This is a genomic window from Catellatospora sp. NPDC049111, assembly GCF_040648615.1.
Classification (GTDB): Bacteria; Actinomycetota; Actinomycetes; order Mycobacteriales; family Micromonosporaceae; genus Catellatospora; species Catellatospora aurea.
Map to the genome: position 1 here is coordinate 16,079 of NZ_JBEZEB010000019.1, position 24,657 is coordinate 40,735.

The 24,657-nt window shown below is 71.9% G+C and carries 25 protein-coding genes; 16 read left to right on the plus strand and 9 right to left on the minus strand.

What is annotated here, in order from left to right:
• Window positions 1-27: 27 nt before the first annotated feature.
• Both AB0B66_RS24245 and AB0B66_RS24250 read left to right on the plus strand, forming a co-directional pair.
• Window positions 28-1,212 carry a substrate-binding domain-containing protein gene (locus tag AB0B66_RS24245; protein WP_360534028.1) on the plus strand — a complete coding sequence of 395 codons (1,185 nt, stop codon included), beginning with the start codon at window positions 28-30 and terminating at the stop codon, window positions 1,210-1,212.
• Between the two features lie 69 nt (window positions 1,213-1,281).
• On the plus strand, window positions 1,282-2,145 hold the full coding sequence (locus AB0B66_RS24250; RefSeq protein ID WP_360534031.1) for a sugar phosphate isomerase/epimerase family protein: 864 nt from the start codon (window positions 1,282-1,284) through the stop codon (window positions 2,143-2,145).
• An 81-nt stretch (window positions 2,146-2,226) separates the two neighbouring features.
• On the opposite strand, the gene AB0B66_RS24255 is transcribed toward AB0B66_RS24250, so the two are convergent.
• Window positions 2,227-2,688: a hypothetical protein gene (locus tag AB0B66_RS24255; protein WP_360534035.1), complete on the minus strand. Its 462-nt coding sequence runs from the start codon at window positions 2,686-2,688 to the stop codon at window positions 2,227-2,229.
• Window positions 2,689-2,752: 64 nt separating this feature from the next.
• On the opposite strand from AB0B66_RS24255, the gene AB0B66_RS24260 reads away from it, so the two are divergent.
• From AB0B66_RS24260 to AB0B66_RS24280, 5 genes are all read left to right on the plus strand, one after another.
• Window positions 2,753-3,769 (plus strand): WYL domain-containing protein, encoded by a 1,017-nt coding sequence (locus tag AB0B66_RS24260; protein ID WP_360534038.1) that lies wholly within the window; start codon window positions 2,753-2,755, stop codon window positions 3,767-3,769.
• Between the two features lie 83 nt (window positions 3,770-3,852).
• Window positions 3,853-4,362, plus strand: coding sequence for a hypothetical protein (locus AB0B66_RS24265; RefSeq protein ID WP_360534041.1), 510 nt, complete (start codon window positions 3,853-3,855; stop codon window positions 4,360-4,362).
• A 129-nt stretch (window positions 4,363-4,491) separates the two neighbouring features.
• The gene (locus AB0B66_RS24270; RefSeq protein ID WP_360534044.1) at window positions 4,492-6,990 is read left to right on the plus strand and encodes a reverse transcriptase domain-containing protein; all 2,499 of its coding nucleotides are present in this window, start codon (window positions 4,492-4,494) and stop codon (window positions 6,988-6,990) included.
• A 240-nt stretch (window positions 6,991-7,230) separates the two neighbouring features.
• Entirely contained in the window at window positions 7,231-8,760 is a 1,530-nt protein-coding gene (locus tag AB0B66_RS24275) for an ankyrin repeat domain-containing protein (protein WP_360534047.1), read from the plus strand.
• A gap of 212 nt (window positions 8,761-8,972) precedes the next feature.
• Window positions 8,973-9,590 carry an MBL fold metallo-hydrolase gene (locus AB0B66_RS24280; RefSeq protein ID WP_360534050.1) on the plus strand — a complete coding sequence of 206 codons (618 nt, stop codon included), beginning with the start codon at window positions 8,973-8,975 and terminating at the stop codon, window positions 9,588-9,590.
• A gap of 4 nt (window positions 9,591-9,594) precedes the next feature.
• Here AB0B66_RS24280 and dinB read toward each other — a convergent pair whose 3' ends face one another.
• Both dinB and AB0B66_RS24290 read right to left on the minus strand, forming a co-directional pair.
• Window positions 9,595-10,785: a DNA polymerase IV gene (gene dinB, locus AB0B66_RS24285; RefSeq protein WP_360534053.1), complete on the minus strand. Its 1,191-nt coding sequence runs from the start codon at window positions 10,783-10,785 to the stop codon at window positions 9,595-9,597.
• Between the two features lie 62 nt (window positions 10,786-10,847).
• A complete protein-coding gene (locus AB0B66_RS24290) occupies window positions 10,848-11,402 on the minus strand; it encodes a TIGR03086 family metal-binding protein (RefSeq protein ID WP_360534056.1) in 555 nt (184 codons plus the stop codon).
• A 156-nt stretch (window positions 11,403-11,558) separates the two neighbouring features.
• On the opposite strand from AB0B66_RS24290, the gene AB0B66_RS24295 reads away from it, so the two are divergent.
• Window positions 11,559-12,470, plus strand: a complete 912-nt coding sequence (locus AB0B66_RS24295; protein WP_360534059.1) for a GNAT family N-acetyltransferase — start codon at window positions 11,559-11,561, stop codon at window positions 12,468-12,470.
• Between the two features lie 52 nt (window positions 12,471-12,522).
• On the opposite strand, the gene AB0B66_RS24300 is transcribed toward AB0B66_RS24295, so the two are convergent.
• Window positions 12,523-13,221, minus strand: coding sequence for a DUF6193 family natural product biosynthesis protein (locus AB0B66_RS24300; RefSeq protein ID WP_360534062.1), 699 nt, complete (start codon window positions 13,219-13,221; stop codon window positions 12,523-12,525).
• A gap of 19 nt (window positions 13,222-13,240) precedes the next feature.
• Complete coding sequence (gene sigJ, locus AB0B66_RS24305) at window positions 13,241-14,155, minus strand: RNA polymerase sigma factor SigJ (protein WP_360534065.1); 915 nt, start codon at window positions 14,153-14,155, stop codon at window positions 13,241-13,243.
• A gap of 192 nt (window positions 14,156-14,347) precedes the next feature.
• Between sigJ and AB0B66_RS24310 the strand changes: the two genes are divergently transcribed.
• From AB0B66_RS24310 to AB0B66_RS24340, 7 genes are all read left to right on the plus strand, one after another.
• Window positions 14,348-14,740: a DUF6220 domain-containing protein gene (locus tag AB0B66_RS24310; protein ID WP_360534068.1), complete on the plus strand. Its 393-nt coding sequence runs from the start codon at window positions 14,348-14,350 to the stop codon at window positions 14,738-14,740.
• A 134-nt stretch (window positions 14,741-14,874) separates the two neighbouring features.
• A complete protein-coding gene (locus tag AB0B66_RS24315; protein WP_360534071.1) occupies window positions 14,875-15,213 on the plus strand; it encodes a PadR family transcriptional regulator in 339 nt (112 codons plus the stop codon).
• Window positions 15,210-16,172 (plus strand): hypothetical protein, encoded by a 963-nt coding sequence (locus AB0B66_RS24320; protein ID WP_360534074.1) that lies wholly within the window; start codon window positions 15,210-15,212, stop codon window positions 16,170-16,172. The genes AB0B66_RS24315 and AB0B66_RS24320 overlap by 4 nt, the downstream gene beginning before the upstream one ends.
• Window positions 16,169-17,206: a serine hydrolase domain-containing protein gene (locus AB0B66_RS24325; RefSeq protein WP_360534077.1), complete on the plus strand. Its 1,038-nt coding sequence runs from the start codon at window positions 16,169-16,171 to the stop codon at window positions 17,204-17,206. Before AB0B66_RS24320 ends, AB0B66_RS24325 begins: the two co-directional genes overlap by 4 nt.
• An 80-nt stretch (window positions 17,207-17,286) precedes the next feature.
• Window positions 17,287-18,099, plus strand: a complete 813-nt coding sequence (locus tag AB0B66_RS24330) for an ATP-grasp domain-containing protein (protein ID WP_360534080.1) — start codon at window positions 17,287-17,289, stop codon at window positions 18,097-18,099.
• 51 nt (window positions 18,100-18,150) lie between these two features.
• Entirely contained in the window at window positions 18,151-19,197 is a 1,047-nt protein-coding gene (locus AB0B66_RS24335) for a hypothetical protein (protein ID WP_360534083.1), read from the plus strand.
• Window positions 19,198-19,237: 40 nt separating this feature from the next.
• Window positions 19,238-19,897 (plus strand): hypothetical protein, encoded by a 660-nt coding sequence (locus AB0B66_RS24340; RefSeq protein ID WP_360534086.1) that lies wholly within the window; start codon window positions 19,238-19,240, stop codon window positions 19,895-19,897.
• Window positions 19,898-19,904: 7 nt separating this feature from the next.
• Here AB0B66_RS24340 and AB0B66_RS24345 read toward each other — a convergent pair whose 3' ends face one another.
• The 3 genes from AB0B66_RS24345 to AB0B66_RS24355 form a co-directional block, all read right to left on the minus strand.
• Window positions 19,905-21,392 carry a hypothetical protein gene (locus tag AB0B66_RS24345; RefSeq protein WP_360534089.1) on the minus strand — a complete coding sequence of 496 codons (1,488 nt, stop codon included), beginning with the start codon at window positions 21,390-21,392 and terminating at the stop codon, window positions 19,905-19,907.
• A gap of 121 nt (window positions 21,393-21,513) precedes the next feature.
• Complete coding sequence (locus AB0B66_RS24350) at window positions 21,514-22,383, minus strand: hypothetical protein (RefSeq protein ID WP_360534092.1); 870 nt, start codon at window positions 22,381-22,383, stop codon at window positions 21,514-21,516.
• A complete protein-coding gene (locus tag AB0B66_RS24355) occupies window positions 22,380-23,585 on the minus strand; it encodes a helix-turn-helix transcriptional regulator (RefSeq protein WP_360534095.1) in 1,206 nt (401 codons plus the stop codon). The genes AB0B66_RS24350 and AB0B66_RS24355 overlap by 4 nt, the downstream gene beginning before the upstream one ends.
• Before the next feature lie 213 nt (window positions 23,586-23,798).
• On the opposite strand from AB0B66_RS24355, the gene AB0B66_RS24360 reads away from it, so the two are divergent.
• The gene (locus AB0B66_RS24360) at window positions 23,799-24,002 is read left to right on the plus strand and encodes a hypothetical protein (RefSeq protein ID WP_360534098.1); all 204 of its coding nucleotides are present in this window, start codon (window positions 23,799-23,801) and stop codon (window positions 24,000-24,002) included.
• A gap of 33 nt (window positions 24,003-24,035) precedes the next feature.
• Here AB0B66_RS24360 and AB0B66_RS24365 read toward each other — a convergent pair whose 3' ends face one another.
• On the minus strand, window positions 24,036-24,257 hold the full coding sequence (locus AB0B66_RS24365) for a hypothetical protein (protein WP_360534101.1): 222 nt from the start codon (window positions 24,255-24,257) through the stop codon (window positions 24,036-24,038).
• Window positions 24,258-24,657: the final 400 nt, after the last annotated feature.

The window sequence follows — 24,657 nt, forward strand, 5'->3', positions numbered from 1 at the left end:
CTGAACCGCTACCGAGAGGAACAACCCATGAGGAGACGCACCCCTATCCTGCTGGCCGTGTGCACCGCAGTGGCGGTGGGCGTGGTCGGCTGCACCAGCGACGTGCCCGGCGCGTCGCCCAGCGCCGGGCCCAGCGGCGCCGGCACCGGCGAGACGTCGAAGTTCTTCGTCCAGGCCGACCACGACAACGAGCTGGCGCTGCGCACCAAGACCGCCACCGGTCCCGCGGACAAGCCGTGGGAGCAGGCGCTGGACCCGAAGACCGTGGACACCGCCAAGTACAAGAAGGCCGGCCCGTACCACCTGTGCTTCTCCAACGCGGGCGTCGGCAACCCGTGGCGGCAGGTCGGCTTCAAGAACATGCAGGCCGAGGTCAAGCTGCACCCGGAGATCAAGACGTTCACCGTGGCCGACGCGGAGAGCAAGGACGACAAGCAGATCTCCGACATGACCGACCTGCTCGGCAAGGGCTGCGACGCGCTGATCGTCTCCCCGAACACCACCGCGACGCTGACCCCGGCCGTCGAGCAGGCCTGCGCGAAGGTGCCGGTCATCGTGTTCGACCGTGGCGTCAACACCAAGTGCCCGGTCACCTTCATCAACCCCATCGGCGGGTACGCGTTCGGCGCGACCGGCGCGGAGTTCCTCGTCGAGAAGGTCAAGCCGAAGGGCAAGATCCTCGCGCTGCGCATCCTGCCCGGCGTCGACGTGCTCGAAGCCCGCTGGGGCGCGGCGAAGGTCGTCTTCGACAAGTCCGAGCTGGACGTCGTCGGCGTCGAGTTCACCGACGGCGACGCGGCCAAGACCAAGACCATCGTCACCAACTACCTGCAGCGCTTCGGCGACATCGACGGCATCTGGATGGACGCCGGCGCCACCGCCGTCGCCGCGGCCGAGGCGTTCGAGGACGCGGGCAAGCCGTTCCCGGCCATCGTCGGCGAGGACCAGCAGGACTTCCTCAAGATGTGGCAGGACAAGAAGCTCACCGCGATCGCCCCGACCTACCCCACGTACCAGTGGCGCACGCCGGTCATCGCGGCCCTGAAGATCCTCAACGGCGAGGCCGTGGCCAGCCCCTGGAAGCTGCCCCAGCCGACCATCACCCAGGACAACCTGAGCCAGTTCGTGCAGGCCGACATGCCGCCGCTGCACTACGCCATGTGCGGCTGCGCCACCCTGCCCGGCTACCCCAAGGACTGGGGCGGCAAGTAACTGCCCGCACCACCACGGCGGCCGCCCTCCTCCCGGGGCGGCCGCCTTCCACCGTGAAAGAGGTGTCTTGTGTTCGCCATCGGCGCCAACCCGTGGATCTGGACCTCACCCGTGGACGACGACGCCCTGCGCGAGCTCGTGCCCCGCATCGCGGCCTGGGGCTTCGACGCGATCGAGATCCCCGTGGAGAACCCCGGCGACTGGTCCCCCGAGCTGGTCGGCGAGCTGCTCGCCGGACACGGCCTGGCCGCCGCGGCGGTGCTCGCGGTCACCCCGCCGGGCCGGGACCTGGTCTGCACCGACGCCGCGACGGTACGCGGCTCGCAGGACTACCTGCGCGGGCTGGTCGACGCCGCCGCCGTCCTCGGCGCGCCCAGCGTGTGCGGTCCTGTCTACGCGGCGGTCGGCCGCCTCTGGCGCATGTCGGCCGACGAGCGCGTCGACTGCTACCGGCAGCTGCGGTCCGCCTTGGAGCCCGTCGCCGATTACGCGGGCGAGCGCGGGGTCGCGATCGGCATCGAGGCGCTGAACCGGTACGAGACCTCGGTCGTCAACACCATGGCACAGACCCTGGACGCGATCGACGGGCTGCCCGGCAACGTCGGGATCATGCTCGACAGCTACCACATGAACATCGAGGAGTCCGACCCGTACGCGGCCGTCGCCCTGGCCGGGCCGCGCATCGTGCACGTGCAGGTGTCGGGCAGCGACCGGGGCGCGCCGGGGCGCGACCACCTCGACTGGCCGCGCTGGCTCGGCGCGCTGGCCGGCACCGGATACCGCGGCCCGATCTGCATCGAGTCCTTCACCGGCGAGAACGAGGCCATCGCGGTCGCCGCCGCGATCTGGCGGCCGCTCGCCCCGACCCAGGACGAGCTGGCCACCTCCGGCCTCGCCTACCTCCGCGAGGTGACCGCGACCCTGCGCGCCTGACCGGCATGATCGCCGTTTCCGTTCAGAGTGTGGGGCCAGACCACAGGTTTCGACCGGAAACGGCGATCACCGCCGTTCGGCTCAGGAGCGGCGGGTGAAGTCGGCCGTCCAGTTGACCTCCCAGGTGGTGCCGTTGTCGGTGGAGAAGGACTGCTCCCACTGGGGATGGGCGGGATCGGTCTTCGACCAGCGGTAGCGGACCCGGATCGGGGTGCCCTCCCAGACGTCGTCACACTCGAACGTGCCGACGGGACCGTCGAAGCGGCCGACCACCGGCTCGTCGAGCAGGCCGGCGCTGTTCTTCGAGGCCCACCAGATACGCCACACCTGCTCGTCGGGGTGGAACAGGCGCAGCGTGAGGCCCTCGAAACCCCGTTCCGGGGCGCGCAGCACGTCGAAGACGCCGGTGCCGTCGAGCAGCACCTGGCAGTCGAGGGTCGCGTCGAACTCGTACCACTCGTCGCAGCCCGCCAGCACCTTGACCAGCCGCCGCTGCACGCTGTCCCAGGAGCCGGCGAGGAAGTCGAAATCAGTGTTCGTCATGCGGGAGACGCTAGGGGCGTACCCCTGACATGTTCTGTCAGTGCTCGGCGGCAGAATCTCGGCCATGCGCGCCGACCGGCTGCTCTCCATCGTCCTGCTGCTGCAGAGCCGCGGTAGGCAGACCGCGCACCAGCTCGCCGCCGAGCTGGAGGTGTCGGTCCGCACCATCTACCGCGACATGCAGGCGCTGGGCACCGCCGGCATCCCGGTCTACGGCGACACGACCGGCTACGGGCTGGTCGACGGCTACCGCACCCAGCTCACCGGGCTGACCCCCGCCGAAGCCCGCGGCCTCGTGTTCGCGGAGCTGCCGGGGGTCGCCGCGGACCTCGGCCTGGCCGAGGCGGTGGCCGCCGCGCAGCTCAAGCTCGCCGCCGCGCTCCCGGACGCGCTGCGCGAGCGCAGCGCCCGCATGCGGCAGCGTTTCCACCTCGACACCCCCGGCTGGTACGAAGACGGCGACAGCTCCGAACACCTCGCCACCCTCGCCGACGCCGTATGGCACCAGCGTGCCCTGGCCGTCACCTACGAGAACTGGACCGGCCGCGCCGAGCACCGGCTGGAGCCGTACGGCCTGGTCCTCAAGGCGGGCAAGTGGTATCTGGTCGCCCGCGCCGCGCGGGGCCTGCGCACCTTCCGGGTCAGCCAGCTCCGCGAACTGACCGTGCTGCCCGACGAGTTCACCTGGCCGGACGGGTTCGATCTGGCGGCGCACTGGCACGAGCACATCACCGACTTCCGTGCCCGGCTGGTGCGGGGCGAGGCGCTGGTGCGCCTGTCCCCCGCCGCGCTGGAGCTGCTGCCGCACCTGATGGGCCGGGCCGTCGCCGAGGCCGCCGCGGCCGGTGAGCGCCAACCCGACGGCTGGATCCTGGCCCGCGTGCCGATCGAGACCGACAGCCACGCCGAGATGCAGTTCCTGCGCCTGGGTGCGCAGGTCGAGGTGCTGGAACCGGTCTCGCTGCGCCGGCGCATCGCCGCCACCGTCGAAGAGCTGGCCCGCACGTACGCGGACCCCGTTGACGAGTCGGCCGCCAGAACGGTCGGTACAGGTGCGCGTCGCGAATCTGGGGTGCCCTGATCCGGTCGGCGGGGCATACTCCGGCGGTGGAGAGCTTCCGGTGCACGGCTTGCGGAAACGCGCTGAGCGTCCCCGTACAGCTGGTGGACCTGCCGGCGGGACCGCACTGGTCGCTGCTGAGCCACCACCGCGTGAACCCGCCGCGGCTCGACCCCGGAACCTACGCGATCGACGAGGCCGCATACGGCAGCGGCAGGATCGTCGGCACCTTCGTGCTCTCACCCGGCGACGTGCGCGGCACACGATTCGTCTACGACCTGGTGGACACCGGCTGCTGGTCGCTGGTGGGATGGAACCCGTGCATCGCCTGCGAGCGGTGCGGCGCCCTGGTCGCCTCCCGGACCGACGACTGCGACGTCGCCCAGGAGACGCGCTTTCACCCCGCCATGGTGACCCGGGAGACCTGCGCCGTCGCGGCCGAGCCCGACAATGATCCGTTCGCGTCGATCGCGGATTGGGACGACGCCGCGCCGGACACCAGGGAGTGGGGTTGGGTGCCCAAACCCATCCGCCCACGGCCTGAACTCACGGCGACACGCTGGGGCCGCGGAGGCGTGAAATCGGATCTGTATCGCGACGACCCACCAGCCTGACCACGCCGAACGCCGGTCGGCGAGGGAGGTTCACTCCGCTCGGCCGACGAACGCAGTGGCGCGGCGCCGATCTTCCGGATGGACGCGGTGATCGGGTTTTGTCCGACCCCGACACTACGGTCTGCGGCCATGCGTTCCGATTCGACCACCCAGTTCGTCACCGCGGTCAAGCTCCGAGAGCTGCGGGCACAGCACAGCCGGCTGCGCGAGGCCTACGACCGGCTCACCCTCCAGGCCGAGGCCGCGACCGATCCCCACCAGCGGCTACGACACCTCTATCGCGGGTTGGCCGACCTCACCTACGCGGGCGGAAGGGTCCATCCCGAACTGGCCGATCTCGGCGTCCTGGCCAACGACACCCTTCCCGGTCAGGGCATCTCCGCCGACCTGGTCGAGCGCTGGTCCCGTCGGCTGGCCGACGAACTGACCGCAGGACGCCTGCGTTCGGAGTTCGTCTTCCGGTTCGGAGTCCTCCTCGAGCAGTGGGCGACCAGCGGCGACAGCCTTCAGCGGATCCCGCCCACGCGACAGCTGCACGAATTGCGTGAGCATGTTCTGACGCCACCCCGTCCGAACGACCATCGTGGCCTGATCGAGAACCTGCTCGCCGGGGTCTCCGAGGCCGACCCGGCGAAGGACCACATCGTGGCGACCCGCGAGGATTCGCTGCAGGAGGCCCTCAGCCTCATCCACAACGACCAGTATCAACCCGCTCGGCTGCGGGCCGAGGCGCGCCGCCTGATCCAGGACCACACGCTCTCCGCGGAGCTCGCCGACGTCCTCACCCTGCTGGGAACCGGCCCCGACGCCCTGCAGTGGCCGGCCGGCGGCGTGGTCACCCGGGCCGCATGGACCAGAAACAAGTGGCGTCTCTACACCGATCAGGATCTTCCCACCACCTGTCTGCTCGACGTGCTCGCCCGCCGGTGGGAGCGGGAACTGTCCGACGTTTTCGGCGACTGGCGACAGAGACAGGCGGCGGACCACCGGTCGGAGCTCCTGTGGGCGCTCAACGTCCCCAAGTCCGTCACGGACGGCGAGCAGCAGTTCGCAGGGTCCGCGGGCCGGCAATCGGACCCGGAAACGATTCCCTGGATCGCGGATCTCGGCACCGCACGGGACCCTCAGGCGCGCGCCGGCTTCGAGTTCATCCACGACGATCCCTACCGGAAATCGGTCCTGGCCCAGCGACGCGCCCACCTGGACAAACTCCACGAGGTCACCGCGGTCGACCCGTACGAGCAGGACAGCGACATGTTCTTCCCGGTGGTGGCACTGGTGAACGCCGAGATCAAGCTGGCGCGGGCCGCTTTCCCTGACCGACCGCTCTGCGTCGTGAAGCTGGATCTGCGTGACTACTACTCCAGCATCCCCCACGACCTGGTATTGACCATCCTGGCCGGCCTCGGGATCCGCCCGCCGGAACTGGATCTGGTTGCCGGGTTCCTGGCCATGCCCCTGGCGGCGACCGACGGCTCCGGCTCCACCGGCGACCTCGGTGAGACCCGGTCCGCCACCCGCGGCGTGCCCATGGGCTACCGGCTCTCGGCGCTGCTGGCCGAGCTGATCGGACGCTGTATGGAGACCTACGTCCAGCAGCGCGCCGCGGTCCGCGTCATTCGGGTGGTCGACGACATCTGTCTGCTCACCCCGGATCCCGATGCCGCCGTCGCCGCCCGGGAACACGTGACCGCGTTCTTCCGGACCTGCGGGCTGACGCTCAACGACGACAAGTTCGGAGCGGTCTGCATCGGCGGCGAACTCCCGGCGGCCATGGCGGGGCCGCTGCCCCGGTGGGGCATGCTCACCCTCGACCAGCGGGGCGAGTGGTCGGTGCACGAAGCCGGCTTCCAGCAGCACCTGGCCCAGAGCCGCGGCAGCGTCATGGCCGCCGAGGCGGTGCTGTCGAAGGTCGACATCATCAACGCGGACCTCACCCACCTGGCCCGATGCATCGCACTGGGAGCCGACTTGGGTGACGACCACCGCGCCGAGGCCAACGCCGCCCTGGTCCGGTTCGTCGACGACTACGTCGGCCCCGGCCAGGGAATCGCCGACGCCCTGTGCAAGGACGTCATCGCCCTGGTCGGGGCCCGCACCGACGCCGACCGGCAGACCCCACCGCAGGCGATCCCGGAGGCCTGGCTGTACTGGCCGGTCACCGCCGGTGGGCTGGGACTGCGCAACCCGTACATCATGGCCGGGCAGTTCGCCGAGGCGGTTCGCCGCCGCGATCGCGTCGCCGTGCCGCCGGGCCCCGCCGAGGCGGGCTGGAACACCCGCGACAACGACTGGGCCCGCTACTACCGGCAGTTGCTGAAGCCGCTGGACCCGGCCGCCCCCACGGACACGGCCGCCACCGAGAGCCTGACCCGGGATTTCATCGCCCGGGGAACCACCATCTCCCAGGGCGCCCAGCTCAGGCTGACCCCGTATTGGCGCTGGATCCTGTCGGTCTACGGCCCCGAGATCCGGGAGCGGTTCGGAACATTCCGGTTCCTGAACACCGAACTGGTGCCACTGCAACTGTTGGGCGCCCGCCGCACCGACAGCCACGGCAGCAACGACAGCCGCGGCACCAACGACGACCCCTGGGCCACAGCAGACGTGGACAACCCCCCGTTCTGAGGCCCCGCCCGTGGCCAGTGGCGTCCCACGCCATCGACTGACCGCGCCGGTGGGCGGGCCGATCGGCCCGCCCACCGACCGGGACTCGCATGCCGCGATCTGGCTATAATCGCGGCGGCTGCCAGGAAGCCACCGGTCCGCGGGAATGGGCACAGCCCACCTGGCGTGTGCGTCACGTGTCACGAGTGCTCTCCTTTCGACCTGACCAAGCGGACATCAGGCAGACGAGAGGAGGCCATGGTGCCGATCCTGGACATGCCCGACCGTCCGCACCTCGAAAGCTTTCGTCGGCAGGCCCGTGCCCTGCAGCGGGCCGTTCGGGCCGGCGACCCCGATGCCGTCGCGCGGCTGGCCCGCCACCATCCGGGTGGCGCGCCCGACGCCGGCGGCTTGCAGCTCAGCGCGGCACAATTCGTCGTAGCCCGCGAATACGGGTTCTCCAGCTGGCCTCGGCTCGCGCGATACCTGCAAACCGTGGCCGATCACGGCTGGGACACCGCGCTCGGTGCCGCACCGGCGAGCGACCCGGCGGAGGAGTTCTGCCGCCTCGCCTGCCTGACGTACAGCCGCGAGGACGGGCCGGAGCGCTGGGCGCAGGCCCGGCAGCTTCTGGTTCAGCATCCCGAGTTGACCACGGGCGACATCTGGGCCGCCGCCGCGGCTGCCCGCCCGGACCACGTCGACCGGCTGCTCACCGAGCAGCCGAGGCGGGTGGTCGAGCGGGGCGGCCCGTTCCGGTGGCGGCCGCTGTACTACCTCGTCTACTCGCGATTCGACCCAGCCGTGCCGGCCGAGCGTGTGCTGGCAGTCGCCCGACGGCTGCTCGACGCCGGTGCCGACGCCAACGAGGGCTACCTCTTCGACGCTCTACCGTCACCCTTCACTTTGCTGACGGGGGTGTTCGGCCACGGCGAGCTGGGCCGGCGGCGCCAGCCCCGCCACCCGCATTGGCGGACGTTGGGCCGACTGCTACTCGACGCGGGTGCCGACCCCAACGATGCCCAGACCCTGTACAACCGGATGTTCGAGCCCGACGACTCGCACCTGGAGCTGCTGTTCGAGTACGGGCTCGGCACCGGCGACGGCGGCCGGTGGAAGAAACGGATCCCGGACCTGGCCACGCCCGCGCAGATGTTGCGCGTCCAGCTACGCTGGGCGGTCGAGCACCACCAGCCCGCCCGGGTCCGGCTGCTGGTCGAGCACGGCGTCGACTTCCGCTCACCGTTCGAGGGCGACGGGCCCTCGTGGAGTCCCGGCGACGGCCGGACGCCGGTCGAGCTGGCCCAGGTCTACGGCGACACCGAGATCGCCGACTATCTCCTCGCGCGTGGCGCGTCGCTCGGCCCCGACCCGGTACGCGACCTGATCGCCGCGGCGTTCCGCGCCGACCGGTCCACCCTGGACCGGGTCCGCGCCGCGTATCCCGACGCCGTGGCCCAAGCCCGTCGCAGCCGCCCGGGGCTCATCGTCTGGGCCGCGGCCAAGGCGCCCGTCGAGACGGTCACGTTGCTCGCTGAGCTCGGCTTCGACGTGAACGCCTACGGGCGCGGCGACGCCCCGGTCGAAGAGGCGTGGGAGACGGCCCTGCACCACAGCGCGGTGAACGGGAACGTCGAGCTCACCCGCCGGCTGCTGGACCTGGGTGCCGACCCCGACCTCCGCGATCGGCGCTTCGACGCGACTCCACTCGACTGGGCCAGGCACTTCGGCCGACAGTCGACCGCCGCACTGCTCGAACCCGTCACGGCACCCCCACCGAACGGCGCATGAACGCGGCCGGGATGACGGGCGGTCCTCAGCCGCCCAGTGTCTTCTCGGGGGCCCGCCCGCACCGCGCCACCGGAGTCGAGCGGACCTCGGATCTCGGCGTTACGATGGCCGCCAACCACCGCGACGCGTACAGCACGGGTCCGCCGTGCTCGCCGGCCCGGAGGCAAACCAGTTCTGCGTGCTGCGCTCGCAGGCGAACGGGGGTTCTGACCATGCGCCTGACCAAGTACGGCCACGCCTGTGTACGCATCGACGACGGCGACCGGGCCCTGGTGATCGACCCGGGCGTCTACTCCGAGCCGGTGTCGTTCGACGGCGTCGCCGCGGTGCTCGTCACCCACGAGCACGCCGACCACGTCGACGTCGACCTGCTCCGGGCGGCCCGCGAGCGCAACCCGGAGCTGACCGTGCACACCCATCCCGGGCTGGCGGCTGAGCTGGGCGACGGGGTCCAGGCGGTCTCGCCCGGGGAGGTCTTCACCGCGGCCGGGTTCACGGTGCGGGCGGTCGGCGGCGAGCATGCCGAGATCATCGACGGCCTGCCCGGCTGCGCCAACATCGGCTTCGTCGTCGACGGCGTCTACCACCCCGGCGACTCGCTGTTCGTGCCGTCCGAGCCGGTCGAGACCCTGCTGATCCCGGCGGCCGGGCCGTGGCTGAAGATCGGCGACGCGATCCGGTTCGCCCGCGCGGTGCGGCCGCGCCGCGCGTTCCCGATCCACGACGGTGTGCTCAACGAGCTCGGACTGCGGCAGTTCGACGCCTGGCTGGGCGGCGAGGAGCGGATCGGCTACACCCGCATCCCGCTGGGCGACACCGTGGTCGTGTAGCGGTTCAATCCGGCAGCATCGGCATGACCAGGCCGGTGTCGGTGCCCAGCAGTGTGCCGCGTTGCAGGGAGGTCGTGCCGAAGCGGCGGCGCACCGCGTCGACGGCGGTGTCCAGCGCGTCGCGCGGCAGGTCGTCGAAGGGCAGCTCGGGCTGGATGTGGCCGGTGCTGTCCAGGTTGGCGACCGACACGCCGATCAGTGTCAGGCCGCGCTCGGCGACCAGCGGCGCAGCGGTCGCGAGCAGGGCTCGGGCGGCGTCGAGCACCGCCTGGGTCTGCGACGTCGCCTTCGGCATGGTCGACGAGCGGGTCGCCCGGGTGTAATCGGCGAACCGCAGCCGCAGCACCACGGTGCGGCCGGGACGTTGCGCGCCGCGCATGCGGCGGGTGACCCGCTCCACCAGCCCGGCGAGCGCGGCCTCCAGGAACTCGACCGTGTGCGGGCCGCGGCCGAGAGCGCGCTGGGCTCCCATCGACGCGCGGCGGCGGCCGGTGACGACGGGTCGCGGGTCGCGGTTGTGAGCCAGGGCATGCAGGTGTCGGCCCGCGCCCTGGCCGAGCATCGACACCAGCGCGGCTTCACCGAGCCGGGCGACCTGCCCGACGGTGCGGATACCGCGCTGGTGCAGTTTCGCGGAGGTGACCGCGCCGACGCCCCACAGCACCTCGACCGGCAGCCGGTGCAGGAAGGCCAGCTCGTCGGCGGGCTCGACGGCCAGCAGCCCGTCCGGTTTCGCGACCCGGCTGGCGACCTTGGCGAGGAACTTGGTGCGGGCCACGCCCACGGTGATCGGCAGGCCGACCCGGTCGAGCACGTCGCGGCGCAGCCGGGCCGCGATCGCCACGGGCGTGCCGGCGATCCGGTGCAGCCCCGCGACGTCGAGGAACGCCTCGTCGATGGAGAGCGGCTCGACGATGGGCGTGGTGTCGTCGAAGACCTCGAACACCGCCCGGCTGGCCTCGGTGTACGCCGCCATGCGGGGCGGGACGACGATCGCCTTCGGGCACCGGGCGAGCGCGGCCCGCACGCCCATCGCGGTGCGCACGCCGTACGCCTTGGCCTCGTAGCTGGCGGCCAGCACCACACCGGCGCCGACGATGACCGGCCGGCCTCGCAGACGCGGCTCGTCCCGCTGCTCCACCGAGGCGTAGAACGAGTCGAGATCCGCGTGCAGGATCGTCGCCGAGCCGGTCATGCCGACATCTTAGTACACCCGTACGAATCCACCGGCGATCCTCGACGACCGCGCGGACCAGGTCAGGGGGTGCGGCCGATGAAGGCGAGCAGGCGGGTCTGCGGGTCGGCGTCGTCGGGGACCTCGACCTTCGGGCCGTAGTGACCGCTGGTGCGCAGTACGGCGTCCATCGGCAGCATCCCCTCCAGCAGCACGGCGCACCGCTCGGCGTCCAGCCGCTCGTCCTGCCCGGTGGCCCTGGCCAGGTCCCACGTGTGCAGGAAGACGTCGGTGGTGTAGAACATCGAGACCGCCTGGTCCAGGGGCAGCACGCCGAGGTTCGGGTTGGTGAGGACCTTGTCCGCCGTGGCGGGGTCGTCGAGCAGGGCCTGCACCGCGTCGCTGTGGACGGTCCAGGCGGCGACCGGGTCCTGGGCGACCGGAGGACCCTTCGGCAGCTCGATCCCCGTGCCCGCCCGGAGGAAGCCCGGAAACCACTCGACCAGGTGACCCACCACGTCACGGGCGAGCCAGCCGGGGCACGGCGCCGGACGATCCCAGTCGCCTGGGGCCACGCCGCGCACGCGTTCGGTGAACTGCTCGGCGGTACTGCGGTGCTCGTCAGCGGGACCCGCCATCACGTCAGCTCCTTCGACTCGGCCCGGACCGACGCGCGAGGCCCGGCTCGCACGCCGATCCGGTCAGACCGTCGAATGCTACTTCCCGGCTCGGACACCGGCGGCCAGGCGCGTTACTCCGTTGCCGGGTGTCCCGCCGCTGGCTAGCCTTCGAAAATGATCGACATCCCGGACACAGGGCTGCGGCTGCGGTTCCTCACCGATCCCGGCGAGTTCATGGCCGTAGCCGGTGCGCACCTCGCCGCCGACCCGGTCGTCAACACCGTCGTGACGACGAACGCCCACCGGAAGCTGTCGCAGCGGGCCGACGGGATCGCACCGCCCGACCGCGACTGGTGGCTCGTCGTGCACGACGACTCCGGCGCTGTGGTCGGGACCGGGATGCGCACCGCGACCAGCGCGCCGTACCCGATGTTCCTGCTGCCGATGCCCGATGCCGCGGCGGTGGGACTGGCCCGCACGCTGGTCGAACGCGGCGACGAGGTGCTCGCCGTCAACGGCGCCCTGCCGGCCGTCGAGCGGTGCGCCGCCGAACTCGCCCGGCTGCTCGACGGCCGGGTCGCGGTCCGCCACCACACCAGGCTGTACGAACTCGGCGACCTGGTCCCGCCGAAGCCAGTGCCCGGCAGGCTGGCTCCCGCCCGCGAGGACGATCTGGACCTGGTCGCCGAGTGGTTCGAGGCGTTCATGGGCGACGCCGACGAGCAGGCGGGTCGCGCCCGCGGCGCCAGTGCGCACGAAGCGCCCGAGCGGCACGAGCTGCTGCGCCGGCTGCGCGACGGAGACCTGTGGTTCTGGCTGGACGCCGACGGCGAGCCGGTGCACCTGACCGGGGCGAATCCGCCGTCGTTCGGGGTGGCCCGGATCGGTCCCGTGTACACGCCGCCGGAGCAGCGCGGCCGCGGCTGGGCCGGCAACACCGTCGCCGAGGTCTCCCGGCGCATCCAGGCCGCGGGCGGGCGAGCGTGCCTGTACACCGACCAGGCCAACCCGGCCTCGAACAGCCTCTACACCGCGCTGGGCTACCGGCCGGTGGTCGACATGGCCAACCTCGCCGTGATTCGCTGACGTCGAAGAGCGCGGCGAGTCTCGGCAGGCGGCGTATTCCGCCGAGCCGCGGTCACTCCGGCAGCTCGGCCAGCACCAGCCGAAGCGTGCCGGCGGCGTCGGTCTCGTCGTGGACCCGGCCGTCACGAAAGCGCACGACGTACCGGTCGGGGGTCGCCACCGGATCGACCATAGGCAGGTCCCGGCTGTACGGCCACTGGTCGGTCCTGCTGAAACACAGCGTCCAATGGCTGGTGTACGGCCGCAACGCGCGCAACCGGGGCTCGTGGAACGCCAGCGCGACGAAGGCACGCAGCCGCACGCCGATCGAATCGGCGCGGTGGTTCTCGTACAGCCAGAGCCAGGTCGCCTCGCCGTGGTCGCCCCGTTCGCGCGCCTCGGCGAGGGCCACCGAACCCAGGAACGGCCACGCCGCCGCCGCCTCGCCGGGCCGTGCCCCGTCGAGCCACAGCCGCGCCGCGCCCGCCGCCTCCGCCAGGTCCGCGGCGTACCCCGACAGCAGGGTCCGACGGCCGTCGCGCAGAAAGAGCCAGAACCTCCGCTGCCAAGGGCTCAGCAGCAGTTCCGCACGCAACTCACCGGCCGAGACGGTCGCGTTGCGATAAGGGTTCCCACCGTCGCGAAGCTCCGCTCGCAGCGCCAGGCCCTGCCGGTCGAACTCGTCCTGCCACGCGCGGCGCGTATCGCCTGTCGCGACGATGTCCGGATACCAGTCGGCCGCCTCGCCCCACGACTCCCCCGTGTCGGTCATCACGCCATGATGCACGGCGTCAGGGCGGCGATGCCACCGTCCACGACCGGAGCTTGTCGGGATTGCGCACCCCCCAGATCCGGGCGATCCGGCCGTCGGCGACGTGGAAGGCCATCACCGTCACCGTGACGCCGTTGCTCTGGGCCACCAGGCCGGGCAGGCCGTTGACCGTACACTCCAGGATCGTCAGGCCGGGAATCCAGCCCGCGATCTCGACCGCGTAGCGGGCGACGTGCTCCGCCCCCTCGACCGGCCGGACCACCGTGCTGATCCGGCCGCCGCCGTCGGCGATCGCCGTGACGGCGGGGTCGAGCAGGGCGATCAGGGCCTGGATGTCCTTGCTCTCCCAGGCCTGCTTGAAGTCCTTGACCAGGGCGGCGTGCTCGGTGGCCGGAGCCGCCGAGGCCCGGGACGCGCGGACCCGGGCGCGCGCGGAGGAGGCCAGCTTGCGGCAGGCCGCCGGGGTGCGGCCGACGATCTCGGCGACTTCGGCGAAGGAGTGGCAGAACACGTCGTGCAGGATGAACGCGACCCGCTCCGCCGGGGTCATCGCCTCGAGCACGACGAGGAAGGCCATGCTGACCGACTCGTCGAGGGTGACCCGGTCGGCCGGATCGCCGGTGGTCCCGCGGCCGGGCAGCGGCTCGGGGATCCACTCGCCGACGTAGCGCTCCCGGCGAGCCCGCGCCGAACCGAGCACGTCCAGGCAGATCCGGCCGGCGACCTTCGTCAGCCACGCCCCGGGCGACTCGACGGCCTGCCGCTGCTCGTCGGACAGGGCATACCAGCGGGCGTACGTCTCCTGCACCGCGTCTTCGGCTTCGGCCAGCGAGCCGAGCAGCCGGTACGCCAGATTGATCAGCTGACGCCGCTCGGCCATGACCGCGTCCAGTTCCGCACCCGGTGCGCCTGCCGACTCCGGCCGATCACCCATGTCCCGTCGCCTCCCTTGATCACGTCCACTCTGGGCGGTACGGCACCGCGGCGCATCGGATTGTGAGGTCCGGCACGTCACCTCACATCCACCGCTGGTGTGTCGTCGGGTCGGTGAGACACCATCCAGCATCCGCGAAGGGCTCGGCAAGCGGGCCACTGCGGGATGCGACCGAGTTCGAGGAGAGATCCGATGCGAAAAGCGTTCGCCGCACTGGCCGCCCTGCTCCTGCTGGTCGTCGTGGCGGAGTTCTACTTCGCCGCGAGTGGCGCGGCCGACCCCGACGGCTCGTCCTACCGGCCCCACCACGTGCTGGGCTACGTCATCTTCCTGCTGCCGCTGGTGATGGCGGCCGTCGGCGCACTGGGCCGGCTGCCGGGACGGCTCATCGGCCTGGCCGCCGCGGTCGCCGGGCTGACCGCGGTCCAGGTGGTGATCGCGAAGCTCGCCCGCGCGCTCGGCGACACGGCCGGACCGCTGGTCTTCGGACTGCACGCGGTCAACGGCCTGGCCATGGTCGCGGTGGTCGGGTTGCTCGCCCGGCAGGCCTGGGCGCCGGCGAAGTCCGCGACACCGGCCGCGTGACCGCGCGTCGAGACCTGCGGAACACCAGGGCTCCCTGGCGGGTCGGGGTACGCCGTCGGCCCGGCCCGCCAGCACCTCTTTACATACGTAGATCATCAGAATATCTTGCGTTCGTGACTGTCTCTCCTATGAGGATGCGCGAACCCACGTACTACATCCTCGCTTCGCTGCAGGACGAACCGCTGCACGGCTACGCCATCATCAAACGTGCCGGCGAGCTGTCGAGCGGGCAGGTGCGCCTGGCCACCGGCACGCTGTACGCCGCACTCGACCGGCTGGCCGGCGAGCAGCTCGTGCGGGTCTCCGACGAGCAGATCGTCAACGGCCGGGCCCGGCGTTACTACACGCTCACCGAGGCCGGGCTGGTCGCCCTGCGCGAGGAGGCGGCACGGCTGGCCGACGCAGCCCGGATCGTCACCGAGCGGGTCCCGAAGACGGCACCGGCCATAGGCCCCGGGGCGGTGCCGGCGTGAGCGCGGAGACGACGAGCCGCTACGAGCGGCTGCTGCGGCTGTACCCGAAGGCATACCGGGACCACCGCGGCGCGGAAATGCTCGGCACGCTCATGGACGCGGCGGAGGCCGGGCAGGGGCGGCCTCCGCTGCGCGAGACAGGCGCGCTCGTGCTCGGTGCGCTGCGTGCACGGGTGGGCACAGCAGCGGGCCTGCCGGTCGGGCAGGCCTTGCTGTCGGCGGTACGGGTGGCCGCGCTGCTGCTGCTCGCCTACGGCGCGGCGGTGTCCGTGGCCCGGGGCGGCCGGGTCGTCTTCTCCGACCTGCTGGGCCACGGGCTGCGGCTGGAGTCGGAACTCGGGTTCGTCGGCGCGACCGTCCTCGGAGTGCCGGCCCTGCTGCTGGCCGCCCGGGGCCGCTACGGGCGGGCCACCGCGGTCGCCGGGGCGGCGCTGGTCTGCGAGCTGTGGGCGCAGATCGGCCCACAGCTGCACTTCTACGTCACGACGGTCCGCCCGGACAGCCGGAACACCACTGGATGGGCGGAGGCGAGCTGGTACTTCCTGGAGGACCGGCTGGCGGATTACCAGTTCTGGCCGCTGCCGCTGGGCATCGTGCTGATGGTGCCGCTGCTGCGCCGACGGCCCGCCGTGCCCGGGAACCCCCTGTGGTGGCTGCTCGCCGTGCCGCTGTCGGTCGTCCTGCTGCCGACGTCGTTCGACGGCTCACTCGGCATGCAGCCGTTCGCGCTGGTGGCCGTCTGCCTGGGCGCGCTGGCGTGGTCGTTCGTGGACGCGCGGGCGGCGCTGGCGGCGGCCGTGCTTCCGCTGCCGATCACTCTCTCGGCGCTGGGCCAGCAGTACCTGCCCAGCCACCAGGGCAACGAGAGCAGGATGATCTGGATCCTGGCCCCAGCCGCCGTCACGGCGATCCTGGTCGCCACCGGTGCGGCATTGGCGCGCAGGCAGGCCCGACTGTGACCGCACCCCGGCTGCGGGAGGCCCTGGACGCGCTGGTGGTCGCCGGCGCGGTGGGCGCGCTCGCCGAGGTGCACGCCGGCACCGGCTCGTACACGATGGCGAGCGGAGTCTCCGCACGGGGAACCGGCGCACCGGTCGACCCGTCCGGCCACTTCCGGATCGGCAGCGTCACCAAGACGTTTACGGCCGCCGCGGTGCTGCAACTGGTGGGAGACGGCCGGTTGTCCCTCGACGACACTGTCGACCGGTGGCTGCCCGGTCTGCTCGGCGACGGCGCGGCGATCACCGTCCGGCAACTGCTCATGCACACGGCGGGGTTGTACAACTACACCGACGCCTGGGCCGTGGACGGCAGGCTGGACGTCGAGGTGGTGCTGTCGCGGCGGAGTCTGCGGATCCGGCCCGAGGACACCGTCGCCCTCGTCGAGCAGCGTGGCGCGCAGTTCCCGCCGGGCTCCGCCGTCGCGTACAACAACACCGGCTACGTGCTGGCGGGCATGCTCGTCGAGCAGGCCACCGGCGGCACGTACGCCGAACACGTCGAGCGTCGCATCCTGGAGCCGCTGCGGCTGTTCGGCACCGTCGTCCGCGACGACGACCCGGGCCTGCCCCGGCCGCACGCACACGGCTACCTGCCCGGCCCGGACGGGCCGGTCGACGTCAGCGTCTTCGACCGTTCCACGGCGTGGGCCTCCGGCGGCATCGTCTCGACGGCGCACGACGTCAACCGGTTCTTCGCCGCTCTGCTGCGCGGCGAGCTGCTCGGGCCCGCCGAGCTGGAGCAGATGCTCACTCCGACACCGTGGACGACACCCGGAACGGACAGCGGCCTCGGTCTCGTCCGGGTCCACCTGCCGGACGGCCCGGCCGTCTGGGGCAAGCACGGTGGCTTCTTCGGCTTCGACACCTTCTCTTTCCACACCCGGGACGCCTCACGGCAGCTGACGGTCTCGATCACGACCGACACCGGCCGGTCGCCGAGCACCGAGGACGTCCTGCGCCGCTTCGGGTTCGTCTTCGGCGGTCAGGGCTGACGGCCGGGCACCTCGCCCCGCCGGGTCGTCCACGGATAACAGGACGACGGCGGTGGGGCGGGTCGCCATAATCGTCGGTCATGACCACTGCCCGCCCCGACACCGACTTCCTGGTGCTGCCCCCGCGCCCCGACAGCACCGCCGAGCTGCTCGCCGCGGCGGCCCGGCGGCGTGGCCTGGCCGTGGAGCAGCTGCCCGGACCGGTGGTGCCCGACCGGCTGCGCCAGAGCACGGGCGCGCACCTGTACGGCGGACCCGTCTTCGCCGGCGCGGTCGCGCCGGACCTCGGCCTGGCCCTGCTGGAGCCCGACGACGCCTGGCTGACGCGGCTGCCGTACGAGTACACCCGCCGCGACATCACCCTGACCACGCTCGGCGAAGCGCGCTGGTCGCGTACGCCGATGTTCGTCAAGCCGCCGCGAGACAAGCACCTGCCCGCCGCCGTGTACGCCGACGGCTCCCGCCTGCCCGGCGACGAGCGCCTGCCCGCCGACACCCCGGTGCTGGTCAGCGACATCGTGACGTTCCTCGTCGAATACCGGCTGTTCGTCCTCGACGGGGCCGTGCACGCCGCCAGCCGGTACGCCACCGGCGGCCGCCTCGACCCCGCCCCGCTCGACGCCTGTCGGCACCGCGACGCCGTGCTCGACTTCGCCGAGGACCTGCTCGACGCCCATGCGGACAGCCTGCCCAGCGCCGTCGTCGTGGACGTCGGGCTGGCCAGTGACGCCGACCGCGGCGAGGAGCACTGGGCCGTCGTGGAGGCGAACATGGCCTGGTTCAGCACCGGTTACGCCGCCGACCCCGACCGCGTCCTGGACGTGGTGCTCCGCGCGGCGGGACCTGATGCTCGCGTCGCTGCCCGGGACCGGCCGTTCGCTCTCGCCACGTGATCAGTTCGACGGCGGCCGGATGACGTCGGGACCGTTCGGTACAGTCCGCGGATGCCGATCGAGACCAGCCACAGCGGTGCTTCCTCCTCCGCGAACACGGCCGCCGACGTCACCGCGCTGGTGGAGCTGCTCGGCCGCGCGGCCACCGACGACCGGCTGCGCGAAGGCCTTGGCGAGGAGTTCGCGTACGTGGCGGGCGTGTGCCCGGAGCTGTTCCGCCCCCATCAGGAAGAGGTCGTCACCCGGCTCTTCGACGGGTTCGAGATCGGCTTCGACGACATGTGCATCCTGCTCGACGGGGCGCCCGACGCCTGCGTCGAACACCTGGTGGGGCGGCTGCGGGAACGCGGGTCGTACCGGGAGGCGTGGGCGCTGGCCGCGATCGGCACCGAGGCCGCGCACGCCGCGATCGCCGAGCTGGTGCGCGGCGGCGCGGACCGGCAGGAGTTCGAAGACTGCGGCGTCTGGACCCCGCCCACCGGTCCCGCGCAGCGCCGGTTCTCCGCACACCGGCGGGCCGTGCACCTGCGCCCGGCGTCCGATCCCGCGGAGCTGCTCACCGCGGACCACCCCGTCGGGCTGCCGCTCGCCCGGGTCGTACGCGATCCGGATGCGACCCCGGTGGCCTGGCACTACCTGTCACTGCGCATCGCCGAGATCCCCGGGATGCCGCGCTGGCCAGCCGAGCAGGTTCACCTGGCGAGCCCGCGCGGCTCCCTGGGCTGGACGCTGTCCGCGGCTGTCGGCGACGACGGCCGGTGGCACGACGAGGTCCTCACATCCGACGAGCCGGGCGGCGAGGACGACGTCGTCGACAACGACGGCGGGCGCGGCCTCGGCACGGTCCTGCTCCGGCCGTACGACGCCGACCTGGTCTACGCCAACTGGCACATCCTGTCGACGCCGGGTGTCTTCGGCACGGCGGGCGGGCCCGCGATAGGCCTCTATCCGAACCCGCACTGCCGCTCGTGCGACCGTCTGATGTTCCATGTGGTCACGGTGCAGAACTACCTCCGCGAGTACGGCCACGGCTGGCGCACGCTGTACCTCTGCGAGGACTGCGAGATCACGACCTGCACCGCGACCAACTGGAACTGACCGGCCGCCTCCGCAGGAGCGTCTGGATTAGGGTCGTCCGGTGAACGTCTACGACATAGCCGCCGCGCTGCCCGCCATCGACGTGCTGCGCGGTCGATGTCAAGCACTCGCCGTGCTGGAGCGCGTCTTCGACACGGATCCGTACTACGTCTACACGCGTGACTGGGGCGACGCCGAGGCCGCGCTGATGAGCAACGGCAGCGGTGACGAGTGGTCCATCGTGTTCACCTCCGACGGCGTGTTCATCCGCGTGTTCAACCACGAGTCCCCCATGTCTCCCTTCCGCGAACGGGGCCGCGAACTGTGGCCAGGGTTGCTCGACGGACTGCCCGAAATATTCGGCCCACAGGTGGCGGAGCCCGCTTTCAGCGACGGGAAGGGCCATCTCCGCGCGACCGCTGTGCTGTGGCGGCTGGCCGACGACGAGCGCTGGCACGCGGGTGAGGGCATCGTCTTCCCGCCTGACGACTCCGTTGACGGCGCCGGCATGCTCGCGATCCTGCTGGACGACATCGTCGACAGGTATGTGGCGTTCGCCGAGGACTACTACGAGATCGAGGTGGACCCGGCCGCCGTCGGGCAGGTGATCGCGCACCGGCCGCTGACGGACGCGCTCGTACGGTCGCTGAACCCGACGACGGCCCTTTCCGACCTGCACGACGACGTGGCCGCCATCGGGTATCCGATGACGGCCACGTGAGCTGGTCTCACTGGTACGAGACGAACACCGGGGACGGCTCGACCGCGATGGTCTCCTTCGGCGAGAACGTCGGCTTGTCCTCGTCGTAGAAGTTCTTCCAGCCCCACCAGACCTGGTTCGGCGCTTCGGCGCGTACGTTGTCCCAGGTCGCCATCTTCTCGCTGGCCGAGCCGAAGCCGTCGGCGTGGATCACCACGGCCAGCTCGTCGAGGTTGGTGTCGATGCCCGTCCGGCCCGTGATCATGTCGGTGCGGAACTGGTGCAGCATCAGGATCTTCTGCGGGAGCTGCCGGCTGCGGGTCAGCTCGGCGAGCCAGGCCGCCGTCTTGTTGATCTCGTTGGCGCCGACCGAGCCGATCTGCACCATGTGCCGCTGGTGCGGGGCGAGCCGCCATTCCGGGTCCAGCGCCAGGCCGACGTGCGGCTGCACCAGCAGTTCCTCGTACCGCTTGGCCTGGGTGAGGAAGTCGGTCCGGCCGGGCTGGAGGTCGAGCAGCACGTAGATGCCCGCCGTGCGGGCCGCCTCCACCCAGGGGCGCAGGTGCTCGACCGTCGACTCGTTCGAGAAGTCGCCATCGGGCCCCGGGTCGCTGGAAGCCACCGTGGTGATGATCTCGAAGGCGGGCACCACCAGGCCCTTGTCGATTTCGGCATACTGCGCGGCGACCTTGCGGGCGCGCTTTACGGCGGCTTCGACGCCCTGCTCGCCGAGCGAGCCGAGACCGGAGTCGCCGGGGTGGCCGTAGAGGGCGATCAGGCGGCGGTTCGGGAACACCACCTGGCGTCCGCCCGGCAGCAGCGTGCCGGTGGCGGCCGTGGCGATCCGGTTGCGCAGCCGCTCGGCGGGCCCGAACGCGCCGCCAAGGGCCATCACGCGGGCGGTCGGTCGACCCGTGAGCGCCTTGATGACCTCGTCGTCGGCGCGCGGGTCGGGGTCCTTGAGCACCAGCACCTGCGCGCGGCTCGCCTTCGCGGTGGCCGTCGCGGCCGCGGCATCAGCCCGGTCGAGGGTCAGCACGACGAGCTGGTCCAGCGGGGCCACGGCGCCGAGCCGGGGCAGACCGCCGCCCTGGTACGGCTTGACCTCCTGGCCCTTGGCCGCGTTGTCCTTGGCCCAGCCGGTGGCCGCGTCGCCGATCGGGATCAGGGTCTCGGGCGCGAGCCGTCCCAGCTCCTCGCGCACCGCGGCCGCCGTGGTGTCGGTCGCCGCGGTGAGCAGCACCGGCACCCCGAGTTCGACCGCGACGGAACCGGCCTGCGCCAGGCTCGGCGCGTCCTGCTCGCCGACCAGTACGACGGCCGGGGCCTGGCCGAACAATGATCGGCTGGCGTGGACCGCGAGTTCCGCGCCGGTGGCCCCCGCCACGACGGTGGTCAGCTCGCTCGGCATGACCGTGCGGGACGTGGCTCGCGAGTCGGCGTTGAAGGCCGCGGTGCACCCGCCGGCCAGCAGGACGCAGGTGATCAGCAGGGGACGAAGCCGGGATACGTGCATGGTGCGCCTCACAGAGAACAGCAACCGCCAAAGTGGGACATTATGCCCAAACGGTAACTGTCCAGTCACTCTCTGTCCGGCAGATAGTCATTTCGGCACGCGCTCGTCGCGCCGCGGCAGGTCACGCACGGTCTTCTCGCAGAGCCTCCAGGGCTTGTGCCTGCTCCCGAATCCTCTGTACGCCCTCGCCCGTGACGAGGTAACCCGCCTCGCGCAGCATCGCCTGAGTGGCCCGGCGGCGCTCCGGGATCGGCGAGCTGTTCGCCAGCACCGCCGTCACCGCGCCCGAGCCGTCCAGGCACATCACGCGCTGCGACTCGACGCGGTCGGCGGGATCCGCGACCGTCGCGTCGAGCACCCACGAGGCCGCGGCGACACCCGAGGTCCACCGCACCCGTGCCCCGAGCAGCCGCTCGCCACGCGACCGCAGGGCGGTCCACCAGGTCTGGAAGGCGTGCGTACGCCAGACCAGCAGCGGCACGTCCCGGGTGCCCGCCTCACGCCAGGCCCCGCGCCCCACCAGACCGAGCGTGGCGGAGACGGTCTGCGGCAGCGTGTCCGCCACCGGAGCTTCGTGCAGCTCGGCGAAGTGCCGCAGGTAGCGGACGCTGTGCGCGTGCGGGGGCATGCCCAGCGCCACCCGGCCGCTGCCCTCGTACCGGCCGAACTCGACGTTGGTGGTCAGGCCGGGCGTGCCGGGCATCTCGCGCGGAACCCAGAACAGGATCGCGTCGACGACCGACATCCACCGGTCCTCCCAGAGCTGGTGCGCGTAGTCGACCGGCGGATGGTGGCGGTCGCGCGGCTCCGGCACGAACACCACCATCGGCCCGCCGGCCGACCACTGCTCCTCGATCAGCCGCAGGGCTTCCGGCCGCCACGACGGCAGGTCGGGATCGCGGGGCATCGGGCCCGCGACGAACACCGACGCCTGCCAGCCGGCGGGCGGCTGCTCGCTCGCGTACACGACGGTGATCCGCGGTGCCGTCACAGGCCGACGCCGACCCGCTCGCAGAAACCCCGCAGCTCCACCCAGCCGGTGCCGCGGCGCGCCCGCTCCAGCATGCCGCGCGCGGTCTCCTGCACGATCGGCGACATGCGCACCCGCTGCGGCGCGACGCGCTCGGCGATCAGGAACTGCCGGATGGCCGCCTGGTCCTGCCCGATGTTGGCCAGTGCCCGCGCCACGTCGATGTGGAACCCGGCCTGCCGGGACACGACCGGCACGTCGTTCGGGTTCACGTACCTGGCGATCTCCACGGCACGTCCCGGGTCCGCGCCGTCGGCGTCCATGTTGACCTGCCAGAACCTGATGTTCGTCGGGCCGAAGTTCAGGCCCAGCGCCGCGCTCTGCCCGGTCAGCTCGGCCAGCCGCTCGGCCTCGGCAACGGCACTGACGGACCCACCGACATCGCCCTGCGCGTACCGAGTGAACGCGGCCACCATCAGCAACTGCCCGAGCATCTCCCGCGCGTCCGGCAGGCCCGCGGCCTGCTCCAGGTCGGCGACGGCCCGGTCGGCGATGCGCTGGGCGCGCGAGTACAGGCCGCAGCCGGCGGCGGCGTGCGCCTGCGTCCACGCGGACAGGCCCATGATCACGGGATCGCCGAGCGCGGCCGCGGCCTGGCGGCTCCGGTCGGCGATCATGACCGCGCCGGCCGGGTCGCCGAGGTACCGCACCACGAACGACGCCGTCTCCTGCGCCAGCACCAGGCCCCGCAGCGCGCCCACCCGGTCCGCGCCGAACGACGCGGCGTGCAGGCCCTTCAGCAGCTCGGGCAGCACGGACGAGGCACCGGTGTAGTCGCACTTGAAGCGGAGGCTCTGCGCGAGTTCGAGCCGCTGGGTGAGCAGGTCGAGCGGCACCGGTTCGGCCAGCGGCGGGTCTTCGAGGTCGGCCTCGATGACGGCCTGCATGGTCTGCGCGACGGCGGTGCGGGTGTGCGCGTAGTCCCCCGCCACCAGTCCGGCCGCCCCGGTCAGATCGGAGAGCGAGACCTTGAGCGCCTGTGCGATGTCCGCGAGCTGGAAGCGGTTGTCGGCGCTGCGCTGCCCCTTCTCGATCCGCCCCCACTGGGTGTGCGAGATCCCGGCCAGGGCGGCCGCGTGCCGCACGGAGTAGCCGCGGATCTCACGCAGCCGCCTGATCTTGTCGCCGATCGGTTCGGGTGACGGGCGTTCGGGTGACTTCATCGCGTGTCCTACGAGGTAGGCGAGTGGCGCTGACTCCAGATTAGAGCCCGTGGTGCCAAATGGTGCCACCCACAACGGTGAACCTCAATACTGTCGAAGGCAGGGCCGGAGTACGCGCCCGCAGCGCGCACCCCGGCACGGACCCGGTGCCGCGACGCCCATGACCAGTGCTTCACCCGTCCCGGCGCCGCCACCGCGAACGGAGGACGGACCATGTCGGGGCTGGACACGCTCGCCGCAGCGATCGCGGGCCTGGCCGTCGGCTTCCTCACCGGCCTGTGGTCGGCCCGGCGGCGCAGACCCACCGTGCCCGCCGACGAGGTGCCCCTCACCTGGTGCGGCAACTGCGGCCAGCCGACGGCCGCGCTGTGCCACGAGCACAAACGGCAGGCCGCCGGACACCGCCGGGACGGCTGAACCGCGCCACTTCTGTGCGCGGACGCCGACTTCTCACCGCCGACGGCGTCCGCCGCTCGGGTGCCGGGTGACCCTGCCGTCGAGGCGCTCGACCACCAGGCCGTCGTCGTAGGTCCACATCGCCTCGCCCCGCCGCAGGAACAGCGGTTCGGCCAGGGTCCTCGGACTGCAGCTGCGCACTTCGAACTGGTACTCGCTGATCATGAGATTCTTCGGCGCGACCATTCGCCCGCGCGCATCGCCGTCGATCTGCATCGGGCCATGCTCCCACCGCCCGGCGGCAGGCTCGACGGATTTACCGGCCGGCTCCGGCAACTGCGGTCCACGAATGCCGTGACCAGGCGAAACGAGCCCGTGTCGGGAATTACGATGGACGGGTTCGGTGCCGTCGACGGTCCGGCACAAGCGGCGTTTCCGGCACGGAGTCCACGACGAAGGCCGTGATGGCGATGTTGAGGCGTTCTCGGGCGGTCAGCGGAACGGATCTGCGCCATCGGCGCGGCACACCATGGTCACCGGCCCCGGGCGCTCGCCTGGCATGCGCGGCGATGCTGGCCGTGAGCTGGTCGGCTGCGGTCGCGTCGCCCGGCACACCAGCGTCAACCGCCCCCGTCACGCAGGCCTGCGCACCGCCCGTCGCAGGGGCCGCACCGTC

What these genes read in the sequence shown, in the direction of transcription:
- AB0B66_RS24360 (WP_360534098.1), top strand. Translation starts at nt 23,799, where the DNA reads ATGTCGGGGCTGGACACGCTCGCCGCAGCGATCGCGGGCCTGGCCGTC.
- dinB (WP_360534053.1), bottom strand. Translation starts at nt 10,785, where the DNA reads ATGACCGGCTCGGCGACGATCCTGCACGCGGATCTCGACTCGTTCTAC.
- AB0B66_RS24365 (WP_360534101.1), bottom strand. Translation starts at nt 24,257, where the DNA reads ATGCAGATCGACGGCGATGCGCGCGGGCGAATGGTCGCGCCGAAGAAT.
- AB0B66_RS24300 (WP_360534062.1), bottom strand. Translation starts at nt 13,221, where the DNA reads ATGACCGACACGGGGGAGTCGTGGGGCGAGGCGGCCGACTGGTATCCG.
- AB0B66_RS24280 (WP_360534050.1), top strand. Translation starts at nt 8,973, where the DNA reads ATGCGCCTGACCAAGTACGGCCACGCCTGTGTACGCATCGACGACGGC.
- AB0B66_RS24345 (WP_360534089.1), bottom strand. Translation starts at nt 21,392, where the DNA reads ATGCACGTATCCCGGCTTCGTCCCCTGCTGATCACCTGCGTCCTGCTG.
- AB0B66_RS24355 (WP_360534095.1), bottom strand. Translation starts at nt 23,585, where the DNA reads ATGAAGTCACCCGAACGCCCGTCACCCGAACCGATCGGCGACAAGATC.
- AB0B66_RS24295 (WP_360534059.1), top strand. Translation starts at nt 11,559, where the DNA reads ATGATCGACATCCCGGACACAGGGCTGCGGCTGCGGTTCCTCACCGAT.
- AB0B66_RS24335 (WP_360534083.1), top strand. Translation starts at nt 18,151, where the DNA reads ATGCCGATCGAGACCAGCCACAGCGGTGCTTCCTCCTCCGCGAACACG.
- AB0B66_RS24270 (WP_360534044.1), top strand. Translation starts at nt 4,492, where the DNA reads ATGCGTTCCGATTCGACCACCCAGTTCGTCACCGCGGTCAAGCTCCGA.
- AB0B66_RS24310 (WP_360534068.1), top strand. Translation starts at nt 14,348, where the DNA reads ATGCGAAAAGCGTTCGCCGCACTGGCCGCCCTGCTCCTGCTGGTCGTC.
- AB0B66_RS24245 (WP_360534028.1), top strand. Translation starts at nt 28, where the DNA reads ATGAGGAGACGCACCCCTATCCTGCTGGCCGTGTGCACCGCAGTGGCG.
- AB0B66_RS24290 (WP_360534056.1), bottom strand. Translation starts at nt 11,402, where the DNA reads ATGGCGGGTCCCGCTGACGAGCACCGCAGTACCGCCGAGCAGTTCACC.
- sigJ (WP_360534065.1), bottom strand. Translation starts at nt 14,155, where the DNA reads ATGGGTGATCGGCCGGAGTCGGCAGGCGCACCGGGTGCGGAACTGGAC.
- AB0B66_RS24315 (WP_360534071.1), top strand. Translation starts at nt 14,875, where the DNA reads ATGCGCGAACCCACGTACTACATCCTCGCTTCGCTGCAGGACGAACCG.
- AB0B66_RS24260 (WP_360534038.1), top strand. Translation starts at nt 2,753, where the DNA reads ATGCGCGCCGACCGGCTGCTCTCCATCGTCCTGCTGCTGCAGAGCCGC.
- AB0B66_RS24255 (WP_360534035.1), bottom strand. Translation starts at nt 2,688, where the DNA reads ATGACGAACACTGATTTCGACTTCCTCGCCGGCTCCTGGGACAGCGTG.
- AB0B66_RS24330 (WP_360534080.1), top strand. Translation starts at nt 17,287, where the DNA reads ATGACCACTGCCCGCCCCGACACCGACTTCCTGGTGCTGCCCCCGCGC.